Below are 16,867 nucleotides of genomic sequence, written 5' to 3'. Positions count from 1 at the left end.
GTTCCGTGCTTAACTTACGAAGCGGGTTTAAAAACTTAACTACGGGGGTTTGAACAGGAAAATGTAAACCTCAGCCCCCCTTCAGCCTGCATTTCCTGAGGTAGTCCCAGAGGGTGTAGTAGATGGTGAACCTCTCCTCCCTCCTGCTGTCAAGGTCATACACCGTGAGAACCAGCCCGCACTCCCTCGTGCCGTTTTCAAGGGTATGGCAGATTTCCCTGTAGGCATTCTCCGAGGGGCCGGTGCTCGAGGTGTACCTGACTTCCACCAAGCGACCGTCCTTTCGCACCAGGACGAGCCGCTGGTAGGTCCTTCCGTATCCATCGTTCGAGAGGAAACTCCTCTCCGCTACCACCGTTTCTATTCCGTCAGACTTGTTCACGCTCACGTTCCAGCTTTCATAGTTGATATCCCTGACGAACTCGAAGGGTGCAGTTCCAGCTTTGCACTCCACCTTCTCCAGGGGTGTTGACGGCCCCCACCAGAAATAGGAGTAGTGCTCGTAGAACACCCTCCCTGGCCACGGGACGAACAGTAAAATCCCAATGACTATCAGAATTCCAACGGAGAGCACCTTCCTTCGTGTCCTCATGAAGCTGATATTATCGTTAGAAATTAAGAGGCTTTCGGGGGAGGCGTTGAATTAAGCGGCACTGTATCAAGGCCGTAAAGCCCAGAAAGTAAGTAGAATGGAAGGGCAAAAGCCCTCACTGCTGCGGGCAGACGTCCTGCTCCTTCGGCGGGTTCGGGTCGAGGCCCTTCCTCTGGCGTATCTGCCTGATGATCTGCTGGGCGAGCTCGTTCGGGACGCGCTTGAAGCCGGCGTGCTCGGTGCTCCAGAGGGCCCTTCCGCTGGTCGCTCCACGGATCGCCCCGGCGAACCCGAACATTTCCGCAACCGGCGCCTCGGCGATGATTATCATGACCTCGCCCTCCTGGCGCATGTCTATGAGCTGGCCGCGCCTCTGGTTAATCTCCCTGCTGACGGCACCCATGTACTCGTAGGGCACGTTGATGATGACCTTCTGGTAGGGCTCGTAGAGCACCGGCTGGGCCTTCATCATGGCGCACTGTATCGCTCCCCTGATGGCCGGGTATATCTGGGCCGGACCGCGGTGGACGTTGTCCTCGTGGATCTTGGCGTCGTGCAGGCGAACCATTACCTTCATGACCGGCTCCTTGGCGAGCGGTCCCTCGTCCATGGCCTGGTGGAATCCGTCAACGAGCAGGTCCATGACCTCGTTGAGGTACTGGATACCCTTGGTGTTGTCGAGGAACAGGTTGCCGTTGTATATGTCCACTATACCCTTGGCGACCTCGTAGTCCATGCCGAGCTCGGCGAGCTTCTTGGCGACGGCCTTCGGGTCCTTCGGCCTGCCCTCCGGAATGAGTCCGTCCTTGATGGCCTGGTATATCTCGTCCGGAAGCGGCTCGACGGTGATGTAGAACCTGTTGTGCTTGTTCGGGGACTTTCCTTCGACTATCGGGCTCATCTTGCTGACGCTCTCGCGGTAGACGACGATCGGCGGGCTGACCTCAACGTCGAGCTTCCAGTCCTCCTTGAGCTTGACGAGCTTGACCTCGAGGTGGAGCTCACCCATACCGCTGAGGAGGTGCTGGCCGGTTTCTTCGTCGATCTTAACGTGCAGGGTCGGGTCCTCCTTGGCGAGCTGTCTCAAAGCCTCGATGAGCTTGGGCAGGTCCTTGACGTTCTTGGCCTCGATGGCGACGGTAACGACCGGCTCGCTGGCGTAGTGGAGGGCCTCGAAGGGCTCTATCTTCTCGGTGGAGACGGTCTCACCGGCCATGGCATCGCGCAGACCGGTGACGGCGACGATGTTCCCTGCAGGAACGGCTTCCATGTTGACCCTCTCGGGACCCATGTAGATGCCGACCTGCTGGATTCTCGCCTTCCTCTTGGCGTTGATGAGGTGGACCTCCTGGCCGGTCTTAACCGTACCGCTCCAGACACGGCCGGTGGCGACCTCTCCGGCGTGCTTGTCGAGGATTATCTTGGTGACGACCATGACCATGGTCCCCTTCGGGTCGCAGCGGAGCATGGCCTGGCCGACCTCGCTGTTCACGTCGCCCCTCCAGAGGTGCGGGATCCTGTACTTCTGGGCCTCAAGCGGGTTCGGGAGGTGCTTGACGACCATGTCCAGAACGACCACGTGGAGCGGGGCCTTCTGGCGGAGGGTCTTGAGGTCGCCGGCGTTGGTGAGCTCGACGATGTCCTTGAAGGAAACGCCGGTCTTCTTCATGTACGGGACGCTGAGGGCCCAGTTGTAGTAGGCACTTCCGAAGGCGACACTACCGTCCTCGACCTTGACCATCCACTGGCTCTTGAACTCCTCGGGGGCGTACTTCTTGATGAGCCTGTTGACGTCGGTAATTATCTTGGCGAAGCGGTTGAGTATCTCGTTCGGGCCGAGCTTGAGCTCCTTGATGAGACGGTCAACCTTGTTGATGAAGAGAACCGGCTTGACGTACTCCCTCAGGGCCTGCCTGAGAACTGTTTCGGTCTGGGGCATGACGCCCTCGACGGCGTCTACAACTATAATGGCACCGTCTATGGCTCTCATTGCCCTGGTAACGTCACCACCGAAGTCAACGTGACCCGGGGTGTCGATGAGGTTGATGAGGTAGTCGTTGCCCTCGTAGTTGTGGACCATCGAGACGTTGGCCGCGTTGATGGTGATTCCCCTCGCCTGCTCCTGCTCGTCGAAATCGAGGACGAGCTGCTTTCCAGCGAGCTCCTCGCTTATCATTCCAGCACCGGCGAGCAGGTTGTCGCTCAGGGTCGTCTTACCGTGGTCAATGTGAGCGGCGATACCCATGTTCCTGATCCTCTCGGGCTGGGTCATGAGCTCCTTAATCTTCGCAATCATCTCTTCCCTTCTTCCCATTTACACCACCTTCTAACCTGATGAGCTTGTTCACCACTCACTTAAGAAGGCCGGTTATAAATCTTTCCCAGAGGAGAAATGGAGAGGCGCTCCGGACGTTCAAACTACTTAAGGTTTTGGGTTATGGAACGAACAGTCCAATGAATTTCTCAACCCTCTCCACCACGTCGGCCCTCGCGTAAACGCCCCAGCGCCAGTGGGTGTCTTTCAGCTCCACCAGCGAGCGGACGAGGGGCGAGACCTCGCTGAGGCGCTTTAGCTCGCCGCCAACGAGGACGAAGGCGTTCTTCTCCTCGAACTTGGGCTTTGGAGGATAATCCACGAGAACCAGGTGACCGAACTCGGCCTCGAGTTCCCTTTTCAGCTCATCGACCGCCTTCTCACCCGGGTCTTTATCCGTGTAGAGGACGCGCTTGTAGAGCCTCCTCGAATCGATGGCCTCTATCAGCTCGCGAACCTCCGCTCTCTCGCTCCGCCTGAGCCTCGCAACGAGGTCGACCTCGTCCATGGTGCGTATCTCCTTGAAGGGAATTCCTTCGAGCTTGACCGCTTCAACGAGCATCACACTCGCTATCTTCGAGACGTGGTGCTGGTAAACGGTGGGATACATCATGCTCCTCGCGAGGAGGAGACTCTGAGCGGCCATTACTCCCTTTTCACCTATTACGAGCCTCTCCCCGTCCCAGGCAAGGTTCCTCACCAGCCGGTCCAGGTCAACGAGACCATAGGCCACCCCGGTGTAGTAAGCGTCTCTCACCAAGTAGTCCATTCTGTCGGCGTCAATGTCGCCGCTCACGAGAGGGTGCTTGAGGAGTTTGAGGAACTCCTCAATGGAATAGCGCTCCCTCACCACGTCGCCGATTTCGCCGTGCCTTATGAACCATTTCGTGTTCTCCTCGTGTCTGCCGTAGATGCCCTCAAGCGTGTGGCTGAAGGGGTAGTGACCGAGGTCGTGGAGTAGAGCCGCGTAAACGGCTCCCTCATCAACCTCTGGATTATATCCGGCGATTTTCCTGGCGAGGTGAAAGGTTCCGAGGGAGTGCTCGAAGCGGGTGTGCCGGGCGGAGGGATAGGCGAGAAAGGCCAGGCCGAGCTGGGTTATCCGCCTGAGGCGCTGAAACTCGGGGGTATCAACGAGCCTGACCGCGAAGTCGTCGAGCTCGATGTGGCCGTGTATGGGGTCGTGGACGAGCTTCATATTCATCACGCCAAAGTGGGAGGAAAAATTAATAAACGTAATCCCCGAGAACTTAACCGTTGGCAGGGGTTTGCCGACCCTCCTGCCCGGGGGAGGGGCCTTTCCCCGCCCCTTCCCTCTTCGAACGTCTAACCTTTGGCTTGAAGAGCCTCTCGACCTCTTCTTGAACATCTTCCGCTTCTCCGCTCAGGACGAGCTTCCCGTTGCCTATGACCACGACCCAGTCCACGATTGGCATCAGAGGCTCCCAGATGTGGCTTATGACCACGAAGCTCTTCCTGCCCCTCATCTCGTCTATTATCCCTATCACCCGCTCCATGCTGTCGAAGTCTATGTTGGCCAGCGGCTCGTCCAGGAATATCAGCTCGGGGTCTCCTATGAATGCTTGAGCCAGCGAGAGCCTCTTCAGCATTCCGGAAGAGTAGCCGTTTATCCTCTTGTCGAGGAAACTCCTGACCTCGAACATCTCCGCCACGCGCTCGATTTCCTCCTCGCCGGCGCCCTTGCTCTCGGCGAAAAGGCTCAGCCACTCCCTGCCTGTCGCGAACTGGGGGAAAGCCGGCGGGTCGTAGGCGACGCCGAAGCGGGCCTTGATTCGCCAGTTGTTCCAGGGGGCCTCGCCGAACACCTTTATCTCCCCGGAGGTTGGCCTGTAAACGCCGGTCGCGAGCTTGAGGAACGTGCTCTTTCCGCCCCCGTTGGGGCCGAGAATGAGGGTCAGCCCCTCGGGAATCTCCACGGTAACGCCGTCGAGCGCACGTATGCTCCCGAAGTGTTTCTTCAGGTCTTTGGCCTCGATAATCACCTCACCCACCTCCAGACGATGAACGCCAGGAGCAGAGCGAAGGCCGAGCCGCTGAGGTAGAGGGCGTTCTGAACTGCCCTAGTGGGGTAGTTCTTGACGAAGCGGAATGAGCAGGTTAGCCGTTCGGTTCCGTTGTTGATTACCAGGTAGTCGCCCTCCCGGGGGAGAACGAACTGGTACCTGGCATGACCGTAAACGGTGTGTTTATCCACCATCTCGCCGGTTATGACGTCGTAGACCTCAACGACACCGTTGCCGCTGCACGACGCCTCCACGAGCGAGCTGGTGGGGGTGTGGGCGATGACGTAGTTTATGCTGGTGGTGTTTCCCTGATGCTCCACAGGGGGCAGGAAAAGGGGTCCTATTGAACCCACTTGGTCCTCGTAGGAGCTGTAAACCCAGAGTGAGCCCACGGTGAGAATGAGCATCGCCGAGAGGAGAGCCACCCAGAACCTCATACCACGTCCCTCCTCCTGATGAGAACCCACGAGAGAGCGAAGAGCACCAGCGGGACGAGCACCCCCCAGCCGAGGTATTCCGCGGTGAAGGGCGTAAAGCCCGTGCTCCCGCTACGGGTTATGGCGTTGATGAAAAGCTGGGGAGGTATCCCGGAGCTACCCGTCACCCTCGGTGCGTAGATTACTGCAAAGCCGACCATGAAGGCAAGGAAGGCGTTTGGAGATGCCAGCGAGACCAGCGTAGCGACTGCCACGAGGTATAGGAGGAGGAAGGCAACGAGGAGCAGTGCGTCCCCGAGGAAGCCGGAGGTTATCTCCGAAATGTGGCCGGCTATGCTCGCGTACGTGGTCAGCGTCACGTAGGCGAAGGGCAAAAGCACCATTGCGAAGGCGTATATGATGAGCGATAGGAGCTTAACTCCAAAGATTTCCGTGTTGGAGTATGGGAGGGAGTAGATGGAACGGGCAACACCGCTGTCCCTGTCGTAGCGGAAGGTAAGGGCTCCAAGAAGCAGGATAAGGAAGCTCAGCAGGGTCCAGACGTCGTCGAGGGATAGGAGTCCCTGAATGCTCACCGCGACTCCCGTGGCCGTGGAAGGCCCAAAGAGGCTTATCTCCGTCCCAGAGATGGAGCCCGGAATGGAGTCCACCCCCATGAGGGACCGCTTCATCGCCATGCCAGTCAGAACCAGGCCCAGCAGGAGGAGAACGTTCTTCACGATATCGTTCATCTCCCAGCGGAAGAGGGTGTAGAGGCGTCCCATACTATCACCTTCCTGAGTGACGATCTGCAGTTCTTCTCAGGACGTTTCGTCTGGTCAAGACGACGGTCAGCACTAGAACTACTAGGGAGGCATAAAAGACGTAAGAAGTTTCGGTTCCCCGCTTCTCGAAGGCGACGGTTTCGTGTTTTCCCTCTTTGAGCCTGAAGGCTTTAAGGACTAGGCCTACGGCGTACGAGTCATCGTGCTTGACCTCCACCTGATACAGAGCGTACTCGTCTGCAAACGACGCGTCCAGAATTCCAACGGCCCACAGGTCGGGTCCGCCGTTGGGGGTGAAGACGAGCTTTCCGTCCGATGCGTCGAAGGTGTAGATCAGGGTTGCCATCTGAACGTCCATAAGGGGATAGCCCCTCCCGAAGGGCTGGGTCAGGTTAAAGGAGTACTGGCCCGTGACTACCGTCTTCAGCGGGGGGTAATAGGTGACGTTTTTCCACCTCCTCGGTTTGTCGTTGTCGATCGTGACCCGGTCGATGGACGTGGCAAAGGGGTACTCTGAAAAGGAATCCCCCTTCTCGAGCGGGTTTCCGGGGTCGTCAAACAGCATCGTGTGGCCGTAAACTTTTCCGTCTTTTACCACCTGCAGGTCGCTTTTCCTGATGAGGTACGCCCCCCTTATCGTGACTTCCCCCAGTTTGAACACGTACCAGTTCCAGTCCTTGAAGTCCGGGTTGTGGCTTTTCTCAACTTTCTCTGAAAGAACCTCAGACTCGTTCCAGAAAACGGGTGGGGCCGTGCCCCTAGGAAGGAACGTCATCACCGTGACGTTATTAAGCAGGACGGTAACGTGTGAACTTATGTAATCCCCTTTCTGCGCGAGCTCGAACCTCATCACGGTGTCGTTGTGGGCCTTTATCACGTAAAGAACCCCTGAGTAGTTGTAGATAATGAGGGACGTGGTTATCCATTCAGGCTTGTCCCCCTGGGAGAGCCGATAGTGGACGTACGGGTCGTATCTTTCCGATGTGTATGTCAGGGAAGTATAACTACCAAGCTCAGAAGCACTAGCAAGGGATGACACTATAAGAACCGTAACCAGTAGGAGAAGATATGTCAATCTGTGCCCGGCCATTTTAGATCCTCCTTTTTATTTTCAAAAAGGGGGGAGAAAGACGAGAAAGAGATCAAATATACGGCCACCCAGCCGATGAAATTATGTTGTGGTATCCATCGATTGTCACGATAGTTTCTGCTCCGTTAGGTTCTGCAATTACTCTGAGTCCCGTCACTTTATGGTCACCATAGGCGCCACCGCCACCGGTCCTATAGGTAATGTAGTAGTTTGTGTAGGGGTGCTGAACGTCGTACTTGACTCCTATCTCTGTCCACGAGTAGCCATATGAGTCGCTGTTGTATCCTCTAACTGAGGTAACAGCCCAAGTCGTCGCTGCCGCGAACCCTGCCGCCACTACCAGCAGACCGAACAACAGGGCAACCAGCTTCTTCATCAAGCCAACCCTCCTGCCCGGGGAGAGGAGTACCTCCGGGCGGTGATAACTATTACTCCCCACTATTTAAGTCTTACTTCGAACGTATGTTGTCATAAATGAAAAAAAAAATCGTGATTGGATAAAATATCCCTAAAAACCTTCAACCGAAAGCGACGAAAAGTTGTCAAAAGCTTCACAAACGAAACAATTTACCAGAAATTTCAACAAAAAAAGATAACGTCAGCCAGAGCTCAGCTCCACGTCTCGGCTATGACGTCGTGCTTGTGGATGCTCTCGTTGCTGATGACCTTCACGTGGATCCTGCCCTTGAACCTCTCCTTCGCCTTGGCGAATATCTCGCGCGCAACGTCCTCAACAAACTTCGGGTTGGCAAACATTCCCTGAACCACGGCGTTCTCGTCCGCCGTCTTCAGCAGGGTGTACGTCGGGTGGCTGAACGAGCTCTCGACCACGTCAATCATGTCTTCTAAGGCTATCTCCTCGTTGAAGGGGGTTCTAACCTCAAGCTCGCCTATCGCCCTCTGTATGTGGGTCTTCCCGTTGTTGTTGGCCATGGCGTGGGGGCAGGCGGTGTTTCCGATTACCTTGACGCGGAGAACCTTCTCAAAGGTCCCGTCGTAGTGCTTTATGACCCCGACCTCGACGTCGTAGGGCTCGTAGGTGGTCTTTCCACTGGCCGGGGTTTCCCTCGGAATGATGAGGTGGGTTCTTATCCACACCTCCGCCCTCTTGTGGGGGTGCTTCCCTTCCAGGCGGCTGATTATCGCTCTCCCCAGCTCTTCGAGCGAGGAATGAGCCTCCATGACCTCCTCCTCGACGGCCTCGCTCATGGCCTCGGTTATGCTCTCCACGAGCCTGCTCATGTGTATCCCCTTCTTCTCCTCGGGGACGTCGATGGTTATCTCAAAGAGCGGGAGGAACGTGTAAACCTTTCCCTTCCAGTTTATCTTGGCCACGCTTCTCAGGTTGGTGATACCAACGCGATGAAGGCGCTCCCTTATCTCGGGCCTCTCCTCCTGGGTCTCAACGAACATGGACATCACCCTCACTTTTTAGTTAGGTGGTTCTAACCGCGGCCCCTTTTAAAGCTACCCTAATCTAAGAGAAACCCCGAGAAATTTTGGGTTATAGCGGGAAGTTTTCTCCATTCCCCTTGGCCAATCTGACATCGCGTTTAAATGTTACCTTAGCTTCCAACGCACACGGACTCTAGGAGGTTCCTAACGTTTCCCGCGATTTTTCCGTCGAGAACCACTCCCCTGCGCGCTATGAGCACGTCCCTGCCGATGCGCGACAGTTCGTACCCGACGATTCCAAGCGGCGTGCCGTCGAAGAAGCTGAAGGTCTCGACTCCCTCATCGAACATGTCGGGAAGCCACTCGTTGTACTGGCCCCTCAGCCTCGGGTAGACGATGAGCGCCCCGCCGCCGGAGATGCGGGAGTAGGAGTACACCTGGTAAAGCTCCCCACTGCTCCTGACGAGCTTGCGCCACCACGTGTCGCCCATCTTCACGCTCAGGTTCCTGTACTTCACCTCCAGAATGCACCTGCCACCGGGCATCTGAACGAAGATGTCGGGCCTTGGGGGGCCGAAGGTAAACACCGCGCCCATTTTGGCCTCTATCTCCGCGGCACCCCTGACGATCTGCGGCAGGGGGTGCTGCCTGTGGACCCTTCCCCTTCCGGCGAGGGCCGTCAGGATCGTGTGGTAAACGAGATCCTCGAACAGGCGATCCATCTCTATGAATATCCCCGGAGTCGTGAAGCCTCCACGGGAAAGCTTTCCAAAGCCAGCGAGTATCATGGTTGCCAGGTGGAAAGCCGGCCGGAACCTCTCATTCAGCGGGTTGAAGGCGACCCTCTCTATGTCCCCCTGCCTGAGAGAACCAACGTCTGCAAAGTATCGAATCAGAGCCTCCGCGGCCCTGGCCACGCCCTCCCACGCTGAAACCCCCACGACCACCTCCAGGGCCGCCTTCAGGACCCTGTTGAGGGCAGTATCAACGTCGAGGACCGCGTGTCTAACCGGAACGTCCCTGCCGAGGGGAGGCCTTCTGGCAAGGCGCGAGAGGAGAACCCTTCCCCGTATCGTCTGGAGTTCCTCCTCGACCTCGGAGTACTCCCGGTAGAGACCGTGGAAGAGCTCCCTGCCCAGGAGGTAAACGTAGAGATACAGGAAGAGTTCGTGAACGCTCCCATCTCCCCGCGTGTACGTCGACACAGCATCTTCTATCTCCCGCCTTCCCAGCCCCAGTCCGCCGCTGAGGTTCATCAGGCTGAGGAAAAAGCGCAGGGAGCGCGCCTCGTCGGGGTCGCGTTTGTAGGGCCTCGGGAGAACCTGGATCATAAACCTCGGCTCCCCCAGGTGGTAGGCGAAGCCCACGCTGCCGTGGGCCTTGATGTAGTACTCCCCCCTCCGGGTGTCGTACTTGAGGCTCAAAACCTCGTGCTCCCTGCCGTAAAGCCCGTTTATGACCTCGAAAAACCTCTGAAGGCTCTCCGGAGTTACGTCCACCCCCTCTGTTCGGATCGTGCTGAGGTACTTCCTCTGGAACTCGTAGAGGGTTATTCTCTTCATTCCGCCCTCACCAGCCGACGAAGGGCCTCCATGAAGGACTCCCTGTCCATCATCACTATCCTGCCCCTGTCGTCTATGAACTCGAATCCAGGATAGAACGACCCCAGCTGCTCCCAGCTTCCGTAGAAGTACTCCTGGAAGAGGGGCAGTATCTTGTGGTAGAACACCAGGTAGAGGTCCTCCTCGGGGTTCTCGGACGAGGCTATATCAAGGAAGTAGCCGTGGCCGATGGTGTAGTCCTTGCCCTTCTCCCTTTCGATTATGGAGTTCAGCCTCGAGAGAAGGTGTTCGAGGTTCACCCCGCCGACTTCCATTCCGGCCAGCAGCTCCGGCCTCGGAAGGACCTCGTAGAACGCGAACCTGCGCCTCAGGGCTATGTCGAGGAGGGCTATGCTCCTGTCCGCCGAGTTCATCGTGCCGATGATGTAAAGGTTGGGCGGAACGGCGAAAAGTTCACCCGAGTAGGGAAGCCTGACTATCGTCTCGTTCGGGCCGCCGAGTCTCTTGTCGGGGTCGAGAAGGGTTATCAGCTCCCCAAAGATCCTGCTGATGTTTCCGCGGTTTATCTCGTCTATGACCAGGTAGAACTCCCTCCGTGGTGTGAGCTTTAGGTTTTCCCCGGCCCTTCTCCGTTCAAGGAACTCGAGAACAGCCTTTTTCATTTCCCCATACGTGGCGTTCTTTTTCCTGAACTTCTCTGGCAGGGAGTCGTAGATCGCCTCTATCGTGATCCTCTTGAAGACGCCATCGACGACGTCGTAAACCACCCCGCCGCTTCCCTTCGTCGGCCGGAATCCCTCAACGAAGTCCTCGTAGCTGAAGGACTGGTGGAAGGAGACGAACTCCGGCTTAACAGCCACCTTCCTGGCCAGGTACGTCTTTCCGGTGCCGGGGGGGCCGTACAGTATGACCTGCCTGAACTTTCTGAGGAGGACCCTTATTGACTCCACCTCAGCTTCCGTTTCCTCGGGCTCTGCGGGGGCTCTTTCTTCCACGGGGGCCCTGTTGGTGTCCCAGTGTATCCTGTAGATGTAGTCCACGTCCCTGCGCAGGTAGTAGTAGAACCTCTGTCCCGCGGCCCGGTATGCCGTTCTTCCGAAGTAGAGAACCCTGCAGTCGTCGGACACGCCGGCGTACTTGGGGTCCACGACGCTCGGAACGTACCTTCCAAGCGAGAAAACGCCCTCAAAATCGCCCCTTCCTATCTCTCTGGCCTCGAAAAGGCGCTCAAGGGGCACGATCCCGGCGCTTATACTGCTCCCATAGATTCCGGTTATCATGAACAGGCCCCTAGATGTGAAGCGGAGGTAGATAAGCTCCCCAGGGATAAGCACAACTCTGCTCCCTCCGGGAGTAAGGAGGTAGATCTCCCTGCCGCCCTTGGTTCCGAGGGCCGCCACGAATGAGCCGTCTTCCTCAAGGTGTACGTCACCCACGGTCTTGCCCCCGGGTACCATTGAGGTCCTGGATAACCTCTCAACGCCGTCCCAGAACTCAAGCGGAGAGTAGTAGGGAAAGACGGGAACGCTTATCCTACCAACCCGAAGCTCCTGCTTGCCCTCGTTCTTCCAGGTGTACAGCAGGTAAAGGGAGTTTTCATCGTCCGCCACCGCGTGAATGTACGAGTATCCGTTGGGAGGGGTCGGGATCTTGACTATCTCAAGGCCTTCAGGAGCCATGTACTCGATGTGGTAATCACCAAAGACCAGCACCCTTCCCTCAGGGGTGAAGTTCACGTAAAGGGGGAGCTTTGAGAAGGTGACCGACAGCGCCTCGCCCTCTGGATCTGGTGAGGTCACGGGATACACAACGAACCTACCGGGACTGCACTTCGTGAAGACCGCCAGCTTGTCCCCGCCGGCAAAGAGAACGGCTTCGTCGGCACACGGAACGGAGATCCCCCTCTCCCAGCCGGGAAGAACGGAGCCATTTATGTCAAAAACGTGCAGGAACCTGGAGTCGTCCTCCAGCCTTACCATAACGGCCAGGTATTCCCCCGACGGGAAGAGGACCGCCTCCTCGATGACGAAGCCGAACTCCTCGTACTCGGCCTTCAGAAAGGTGTTGATGGAGTAAACGGAATTTCTTAGTGGTTCTATGTTCACCATTACAATCACCCAAAGGAACTAGGGATCCTGATATATAAACCTTTGGCAGAAAAAAGTGCCAGTGGGGGAGGTTTAGGTACCCTTGGGACCGGATTTCCTCTCGGTCTGCTCCACGAGGTAGTAAACGGTCCTCAGGGGAATGCCCATGCGGGCGCTGATTTCCTTCGCGGGAACACCTACCTTTACCAGCTCCCTCACCCGCCTGATGGTTTCCTCGTCATACTTCCTGGGCCTTCCCCGGGGGTAGCCCTCGGGGACAAGTTCTATTCCCATCTGGGAGAGGGCGGAGATGATCTTCTTGGACACCTTGGGGTAGAGGCTCGGGGGGCAGGATATCTTGCGGACGTTGGGGGCGCGCTCGAGGATTCTGACGAGTATCTCCTTGGTGGGACGGAGGTTAATGTAGACCTCGGTAACCTCCTCGTTGAGGGCCTCGTTGAGCTTCCTTATGAGCTCGGCGTTGTTTCTGGCCTTTATCTCCACCCTCATGGGCTCACCCCTGGAGCAGGGCCAGGAACTGCTTTGCCTTGTCACTCTTGGGCATGAACTTCTCGAACTTCTTCGCCTCCGCAAAGAGGGTCCTGTGAAGGCCCGAGATGACGAACTTCTTTATGGCCTCGACCAGCTCGTCCTTGGGAATCCCGAGGATCTCGGCAACCTTCTCCTCGCTGTACTCGCTCATTCCGTAGAGCAGAACGCCGCCGAGTAAGTGGTTGGGAACGTTGGCGATGTCCTTTCTCCTACCCACGAGGGCCTTCTCCATCTCGCACTTCCTGATGAGGAGCATGCTCCCGTGGCCCGTCCGGAACCCGGGCTCGTCGGCAAAGGGAAGGTCGAATATCGAGTAGTGGCAGTCTATGCAGAGCCTCATGTCCGGGTAGAGGCCCAGGCTTTCCCTCTCGTTCTCCGAGGTGAGGAAGTAGTAGCGGAAGAGGTCGAGGCCGAGCTTCTTCGCCCCCTCCTCCGGGTCGAGTATCGCGTAGGCGAGGGCGAGGTTATCAACTGTGTAGTGGTTGTTTATGAGCACTCCCCGGGTCTTGACGAAGCTCAGCACGCGCCAGCGGAAGCGCCTTCCATAGCGCTTTCTCAGTTCCATTTCGATGTCAGCATCTGCCGGGAGGTCGAGTCTTGCTTTCTTCAGACGGTTGTTCTCCCAGTACTCCACCTCTATCCTCAATCCGCGCGTTCTGACGGTTCCCTTCTCGCGGAGCTTGCCTTTTATGAGCTTGAACGCCTCTCTAACCGCTATGCTCTCCCTGGCGAGGAGCCTGAGAACGTCGCCCGAGTATGCGAGATAGGGGAGGATCTCCACCCTGCCGAGCTGGATCGGATTCTGAACCGCCCTCACCTTCTCAACGTTCTCCCTGGTTAGTTCCTTGACGCCCAGGAGCTTCTTTCCAAGGAAAAAGGTATAGTTGGCCGAGATCAACGCCAGGGCCATCTTGTGGGCCGTTATTGCCGCGCGGAGCCTTTCCAGGGCCAGGACGCGGTTGTGCTTCTTCCTGTAAATCCACTGGAGGTGGGGATCCTTGCTCTTCCTGTCAGAGAAGCCGGCCGATGGCGTTGCCTCGCCCACACGTCTCGAAAGGTCGTCCTCCAGCTCCTGGAGGAGGGAGAGGTTTTCCCGGAGGCGGAGGGAGATGGACGGGACGTCGAAGGTCTCGAATAACCCGTCCATGTCTATGCCTATATCGTCCAGTATCTTGTTCACCTGGGCAACGAGCTCTTCCGTCGTCGTCATGGCAACAGCTCCCCGTTGTTTATCTTCTCGGGGAGGTACTTCTTGGCAACAAACTCGAGGGACTTGTTGGCCAGGGCCTGCTGCTCGATCCTGACGCCCATCTTGAGGGCCATCTTGAGCTGTCTCTGCCACTCCTTGTTCTGGAACCACGGGTACTCCATCTCCTCCAGGATTCTCTTGTAATCCCCCGTCGGACCGCCCTTCTTGTTCGGCGGAATCCCCTTGAGCTTTTCAGTGACGTTCTTGAGCCCGTAGCGCTCTATGTCGTCCATCGTCATTCCCACGAACTTCGCTTCCGGCGTCGCCAGCTTGTCGCTGAGGTAGGCAAGGTTGATGGAGCCCTGCTTTATGGTGGAGTAGATGTACCAACCGTAGGGGTCACCGTCGGTGAAGACTATTATCGGCAGTCCCTCCTCGTAGTGGAGCCTGTGGATCAGCCTTCTGACTCCACGGGAGGCCTGTCCCTGCGTCGCTATGATGAGGGCGTTCTCCTTCCTGGGGAACTTTTCCTCGATGAGACGGTCGGCCATGGCCGCGGTCTCGACGACGAGTGCGTAATCGACGTTCACCTCGACGAACTGGAGGTGCTCGACCGTTCCCGGAACGGCCCAGCCGCCCATGCCGAGCTTGCTCGTGTTGAACTCGTCCTCGCCGTCCCTTATCACGATGTCACCGTAGATGTAGCCGCGCCTGTCCGCCGTGAGGTGCATCTCCTCACGCAGGACGCCCATCATTCTCTCGAGGTCCTCGATGATGGGGTCGCTCTCGCGCTGGTCCTCAAAGGTGTTTTCCTTCGTCCCTGGAATGGTGTGCTTGTTGGCGTAGTAGGCTTCACGAAGGCTCGCGTGCTTGTTTTCGCTCACGAGGCGCTTCACGTAGGCCATTATCAGGAGCGTCTGCATGAACTTCCTGGCGTGAGCAACGTTGAGGAAGTACCTCCTGGAGAGCTTGTCGCCCATTCGGATAACCCTTCTTCTCTCGTCGAAGTAGACGTTGCCAAGCCCGCGCATCGGAATGTCGAAGTAGGGGTTCCTGCCCTGCTTGATGTCCTCGAGAACGCGCCTGCCGTACTCCTCCAGCTTGCTGAGCACCTTGTTGGGGTCGTAGGAGAAGCGCTCCCTGGGCTTCTCCCTCTTGACGGCCTTGGATTTAGGCATTCTCGCTCACCTCCTGAGCCTCCTTCGCCGCGAAGTGGCTTTCTATGTATGATATGAAATACTCCCTAATCTTCTCCTCCGGCTCGCCGGTGAGTACGCTAAGGGCCTTCGCTATCTCAGGCACGTACTTCTCGAAGGTCTTCCTCCTCTTTACCTGGTAGAGCCTCCTGTGCTTGCCGCTGAGGTAGGTCTGGAGCTTTCTCGCCGCGTCCATTATTGCCAGCCTTATCTCGTTCTGAATCTCCTCGACGTTGGCTATGCTCTGCTTCCCGGTGCCGGTGTAGGGGACGTGGACGCTGATGACGTTTATCATGAGCACCAACGGCGCGCGGTCGAGGTCGTCCACCTTGTACCTCTTCCAGTCTATCGAGCGGGCCGCAAGAGTCGTCACACACGAGCCGGCGTCGAAGAGGAGGGGAACGCGGTTGGCGTAGCGGAGGAGCTCGAAGCCACTCGGGATTTCACCGCCGTAAGCCAGGCCAACCTCGACCTGGAAGGGAATGCCTCCGGAATAGACCTTCGGCGGCCTCGTCACGGCGGTAACGAACTCCGGCTTGAGAATTCCCTTGAGGCCCTTCTCGATGTTCTCCTCGCCTATCGGCCTGAGGCCATGGGTCGGGGGAGCGAGGAACTTCATGTACTTGAAGGCCTCGACTATCTCCTCCGCCTCCTGCCAGGTGAGCTTCTCCGGCGGCTTCTCCATGAGCTTTGCCACCTGCTTGACGACCTTGGTGTAACCCCTGAAGGAGCGGAGGACCGCTTTAACCTCCCCCTTGGCGAGCCTCTCGTAGAGCTGCTCCTGGACTTTTTTGTCCTTCTCGGTCTTTATGAGCCTGAGGGCGGCTATGTATTCCACCAGCTCGTCCACCTTCTTGTCGCTTATGCGCGAGAACTCGCCGACGAGGAAGCGCCTGACAGTGCTCCTCCTGGTCTTCCTGGCCATTCTGTAAACGTCGTCCGTGAGAACACCGCGCGGGTGGGGCTTCATCTCGGTCGGCGGCTTCGGAACCTCCTCGCTGGAGCGCGGGAAGACGATGAGCTTTCCGTCGGGCTCGATCAGCTCTATGTGGGCGTGGGGATTGGCTATGGCGGTGAGCTTGAGGTACCAGTAGACGCCCTGCTTGGAGCGGACGTAGCGGACGTTCTTCACCTCCAGCTCTATCCTCGTCCCGCGCCAGCCCTTGGGGTTGGGGTGCTTCTCCTTCTTCACTATCTTGCCCTCGTTCTTGTCCACGTCTATCTTGACCCAGGCCTCGATTATCTCGTCGTTTCCCGTGGAGGTTATGACGCGCGTCGCCTTTCCACTAGTTATCTGGGCGAACATCACCGCACCGCTTATACCGATACCCTGCTGTCCCCTGCTCTGTATGTTCCTGTGGGCCTTGGTTCCGGCGAGCATCTTTCCGAAGACGTGGGTGATGTACTTCTCCGGTATTCCCGGGCCGTTGTCCTCGATTATGACCTTGTAGTGCTCCTTCCCAAGCTCCTCTATCTCGACGCGGACGTAGGGCAGTATCCCGGCCTCTTCACAGGCGTCCAGCGAGTTGGTGACCGCCTCGTGGACGACGGTGGTGAGGGAGCGTATCTTGCCCGTGTAGCCGAGCATTGCCGCGTTCCGCCTGAAGAACTCGCTGACGCTCTGAATCTTGAACTCCTTAAACAGCTGACTTGCCTCGGCCATCT

15 protein-coding genes are annotated in these 16,867 nt (G+C 57.4%); all 15 read right to left on the bottom strand.

The annotated features are described in order from the left end of the window. Positions 1–70 precede the first annotated feature (70 nt). On the bottom strand, positions 71–592 hold the full coding sequence (locus CL1_RS09945) for a hypothetical protein (RefSeq protein WP_014789756.1): 522 nt from the start codon (positions 590–592) through the stop codon (positions 71–73). Between the two features lie 115 nt (positions 593–707). Next, entirely contained in the window at positions 708–2,906 is a 2,199-nt protein-coding gene (locus CL1_RS09940) for an elongation factor EF-2 (RefSeq protein WP_014789755.1), read from the bottom strand. A 121-nt stretch (positions 2,907–3,027) separates the two neighbouring features. Beyond that, on the bottom strand, positions 3,028–4,104 hold the full coding sequence (locus tag CL1_RS09935; protein WP_014789754.1) for an HD domain-containing protein: 1,077 nt from the start codon (positions 4,102–4,104) through the stop codon (positions 3,028–3,030). Positions 4,105–4,156: 52 nt separating this feature from the next. After that, positions 4,157–4,906: an ABC transporter ATP-binding protein gene (locus tag CL1_RS09930; protein WP_048152461.1), complete on the bottom strand. Its 750-nt coding sequence runs from the start codon at positions 4,904–4,906 to the stop codon at positions 4,157–4,159. Beyond that, the gene (locus CL1_RS09925) at positions 4,906–5,367 is read right to left on the bottom strand and encodes a hypothetical protein (RefSeq protein WP_014789752.1); all 462 of its coding nucleotides are present in this window, start codon (positions 5,365–5,367) and stop codon (positions 4,906–4,908) included. The genes CL1_RS09930 and CL1_RS09925 overlap by 1 nt, the downstream gene beginning before the upstream one ends. Next, positions 5,364–6,131: a hypothetical protein gene (locus CL1_RS09920; protein ID WP_014789751.1), complete on the bottom strand. Its 768-nt coding sequence runs from the start codon at positions 6,129–6,131 to the stop codon at positions 5,364–5,366. Before CL1_RS09920 ends, CL1_RS09925 begins: the two co-directional genes overlap by 4 nt. Positions 6,132–6,135: 4 nt before the next feature. Next, positions 6,136–7,170, bottom strand: a complete 1,035-nt coding sequence (locus CL1_RS09915; protein WP_237266247.1) for a hypothetical protein — start codon at positions 7,168–7,170, stop codon at positions 6,136–6,138. Positions 7,171–7,273: 103 nt separating this feature from the next. Continuing rightward, positions 7,274–7,597: a hypothetical protein gene (locus tag CL1_RS09910; RefSeq protein WP_014789749.1), complete on the bottom strand. Its 324-nt coding sequence runs from the start codon at positions 7,595–7,597 to the stop codon at positions 7,274–7,276. 233 nt (positions 7,598–7,830) lie between these two features. Next, positions 7,831–8,634 (bottom strand): GTP cyclohydrolase IV, encoded by an 804-nt coding sequence (locus tag CL1_RS09905; protein WP_014789748.1) that lies wholly within the window; start codon positions 8,632–8,634, stop codon positions 7,831–7,833. A gap of 152 nt (positions 8,635–8,786) precedes the next feature. Continuing rightward, the gene (locus CL1_RS09900) at positions 8,787–10,178 is read right to left on the bottom strand and encodes a 5-methylcytosine restriction system specificity protein McrC (protein WP_014789747.1); all 1,392 of its coding nucleotides are present in this window, start codon (positions 10,176–10,178) and stop codon (positions 8,787–8,789) included. Then, complete coding sequence (locus tag CL1_RS09895; RefSeq protein ID WP_014789746.1) at positions 10,175–12,286, bottom strand: McrB family protein; 2,112 nt, start codon at positions 12,284–12,286, stop codon at positions 10,175–10,177. The genes CL1_RS09900 and CL1_RS09895 overlap by 4 nt, the downstream gene beginning before the upstream one ends. A gap of 72 nt (positions 12,287–12,358) precedes the next feature. Then, positions 12,359–12,775 (bottom strand): DUF1699 family protein, encoded by a 417-nt coding sequence (locus tag CL1_RS09890; RefSeq protein ID WP_014789745.1) that lies wholly within the window; start codon positions 12,773–12,775, stop codon positions 12,359–12,361. A 4-nt stretch (positions 12,776–12,779) separates the two neighbouring features. After that, the gene (locus tag CL1_RS09885; RefSeq protein WP_014789744.1) at positions 12,780–14,027 is read right to left on the bottom strand and encodes a DUF530 family protein; all 1,248 of its coding nucleotides are present in this window, start codon (positions 14,025–14,027) and stop codon (positions 12,780–12,782) included. Continuing rightward, positions 14,024–15,184: a DNA topoisomerase IV subunit A gene (locus CL1_RS09880; protein WP_014789743.1), complete on the bottom strand. Its 1,161-nt coding sequence runs from the start codon at positions 15,182–15,184 to the stop codon at positions 14,024–14,026. The genes CL1_RS09885 and CL1_RS09880 overlap by 4 nt, the downstream gene beginning before the upstream one ends. Continuing rightward, positions 15,177–16,865, bottom strand: coding sequence for a DNA topoisomerase VI subunit B (top6B, locus tag CL1_RS09875; protein ID WP_014789742.1), 1,689 nt, complete (start codon positions 16,863–16,865; stop codon positions 15,177–15,179). Before top6B ends, CL1_RS09880 begins: the two co-directional genes overlap by 8 nt. Between the last annotated feature and the right edge of the window lie 2 nt (positions 16,866–16,867).

This window comes from Thermococcus cleftensis (assembly GCF_000265525.1).
In the GTDB taxonomy this organism is placed as follows: Archaea; Methanobacteriota_B; Thermococci; order Thermococcales; family Thermococcaceae; genus Thermococcus; species Thermococcus cleftensis.
This window is presented reverse-complemented; position numbering and strand designations above follow the sequence as displayed.

Coding starts and splice junctions, on each gene's coding strand:
- CL1_RS09945 (WP_014789756.1), bottom strand. CDS start 592: ATGAGGACACGAAGGAAGGTGCTCTCCGTTGGAATTCTGATAGTCATT.
- CL1_RS09940 (WP_014789755.1), bottom strand. CDS start 2,906: ATGGGAAGAAGGGAAGAGATGATTGCGAAGATTAAGGAGCTCATGACC.
- CL1_RS09935 (WP_014789754.1), bottom strand. CDS start 4,104: ATGAAGCTCGTCCACGACCCCATACACGGCCACATCGAGCTCGACGAC.
- CL1_RS09925 (WP_014789752.1), bottom strand. CDS start 5,367: ATGAGGTTCTGGGTGGCTCTCCTCTCGGCGATGCTCATTCTCACCGTG.
- CL1_RS09920 (WP_014789751.1), bottom strand. CDS start 6,131: ATGGGACGCCTCTACACCCTCTTCCGCTGGGAGATGAACGATATCGTG.
- CL1_RS09910 (WP_014789749.1), bottom strand. CDS start 7,597: ATGAAGAAGCTGGTTGCCCTGTTGTTCGGTCTGCTGGTAGTGGCGGCA.
- CL1_RS09905 (WP_014789748.1), bottom strand. CDS start 8,634: ATGTTCGTTGAGACCCAGGAGGAGAGGCCCGAGATAAGGGAGCGCCTT.
- CL1_RS09900 (WP_014789747.1), bottom strand. CDS start 10,178: ATGAAGAGAATAACCCTCTACGAGTTCCAGAGGAAGTACCTCAGCACG.
- CL1_RS09895 (WP_014789746.1), bottom strand. CDS start 12,286: ATGGTGAACATAGAACCACTAAGAAATTCCGTTTACTCCATCAACACC.
- CL1_RS09890 (WP_014789745.1), bottom strand. CDS start 12,775: ATGAGGGTGGAGATAAAGGCCAGAAACAACGCCGAGCTCATAAGGAAG.
- CL1_RS09885 (WP_014789744.1), bottom strand. CDS start 14,027: ATGACGACGACGGAAGAGCTCGTTGCCCAGGTGAACAAGATACTGGAC.
- CL1_RS09880 (WP_014789743.1), bottom strand. CDS start 15,184: ATGCCTAAATCCAAGGCCGTCAAGAGGGAGAAGCCCAGGGAGCGCTTC.
- top6B (WP_014789742.1), bottom strand. CDS start 16,865: ATGGCCGAGGCAAGTCAGCTGTTTAAGGAGTTCAAGATTCAGAGCGTC.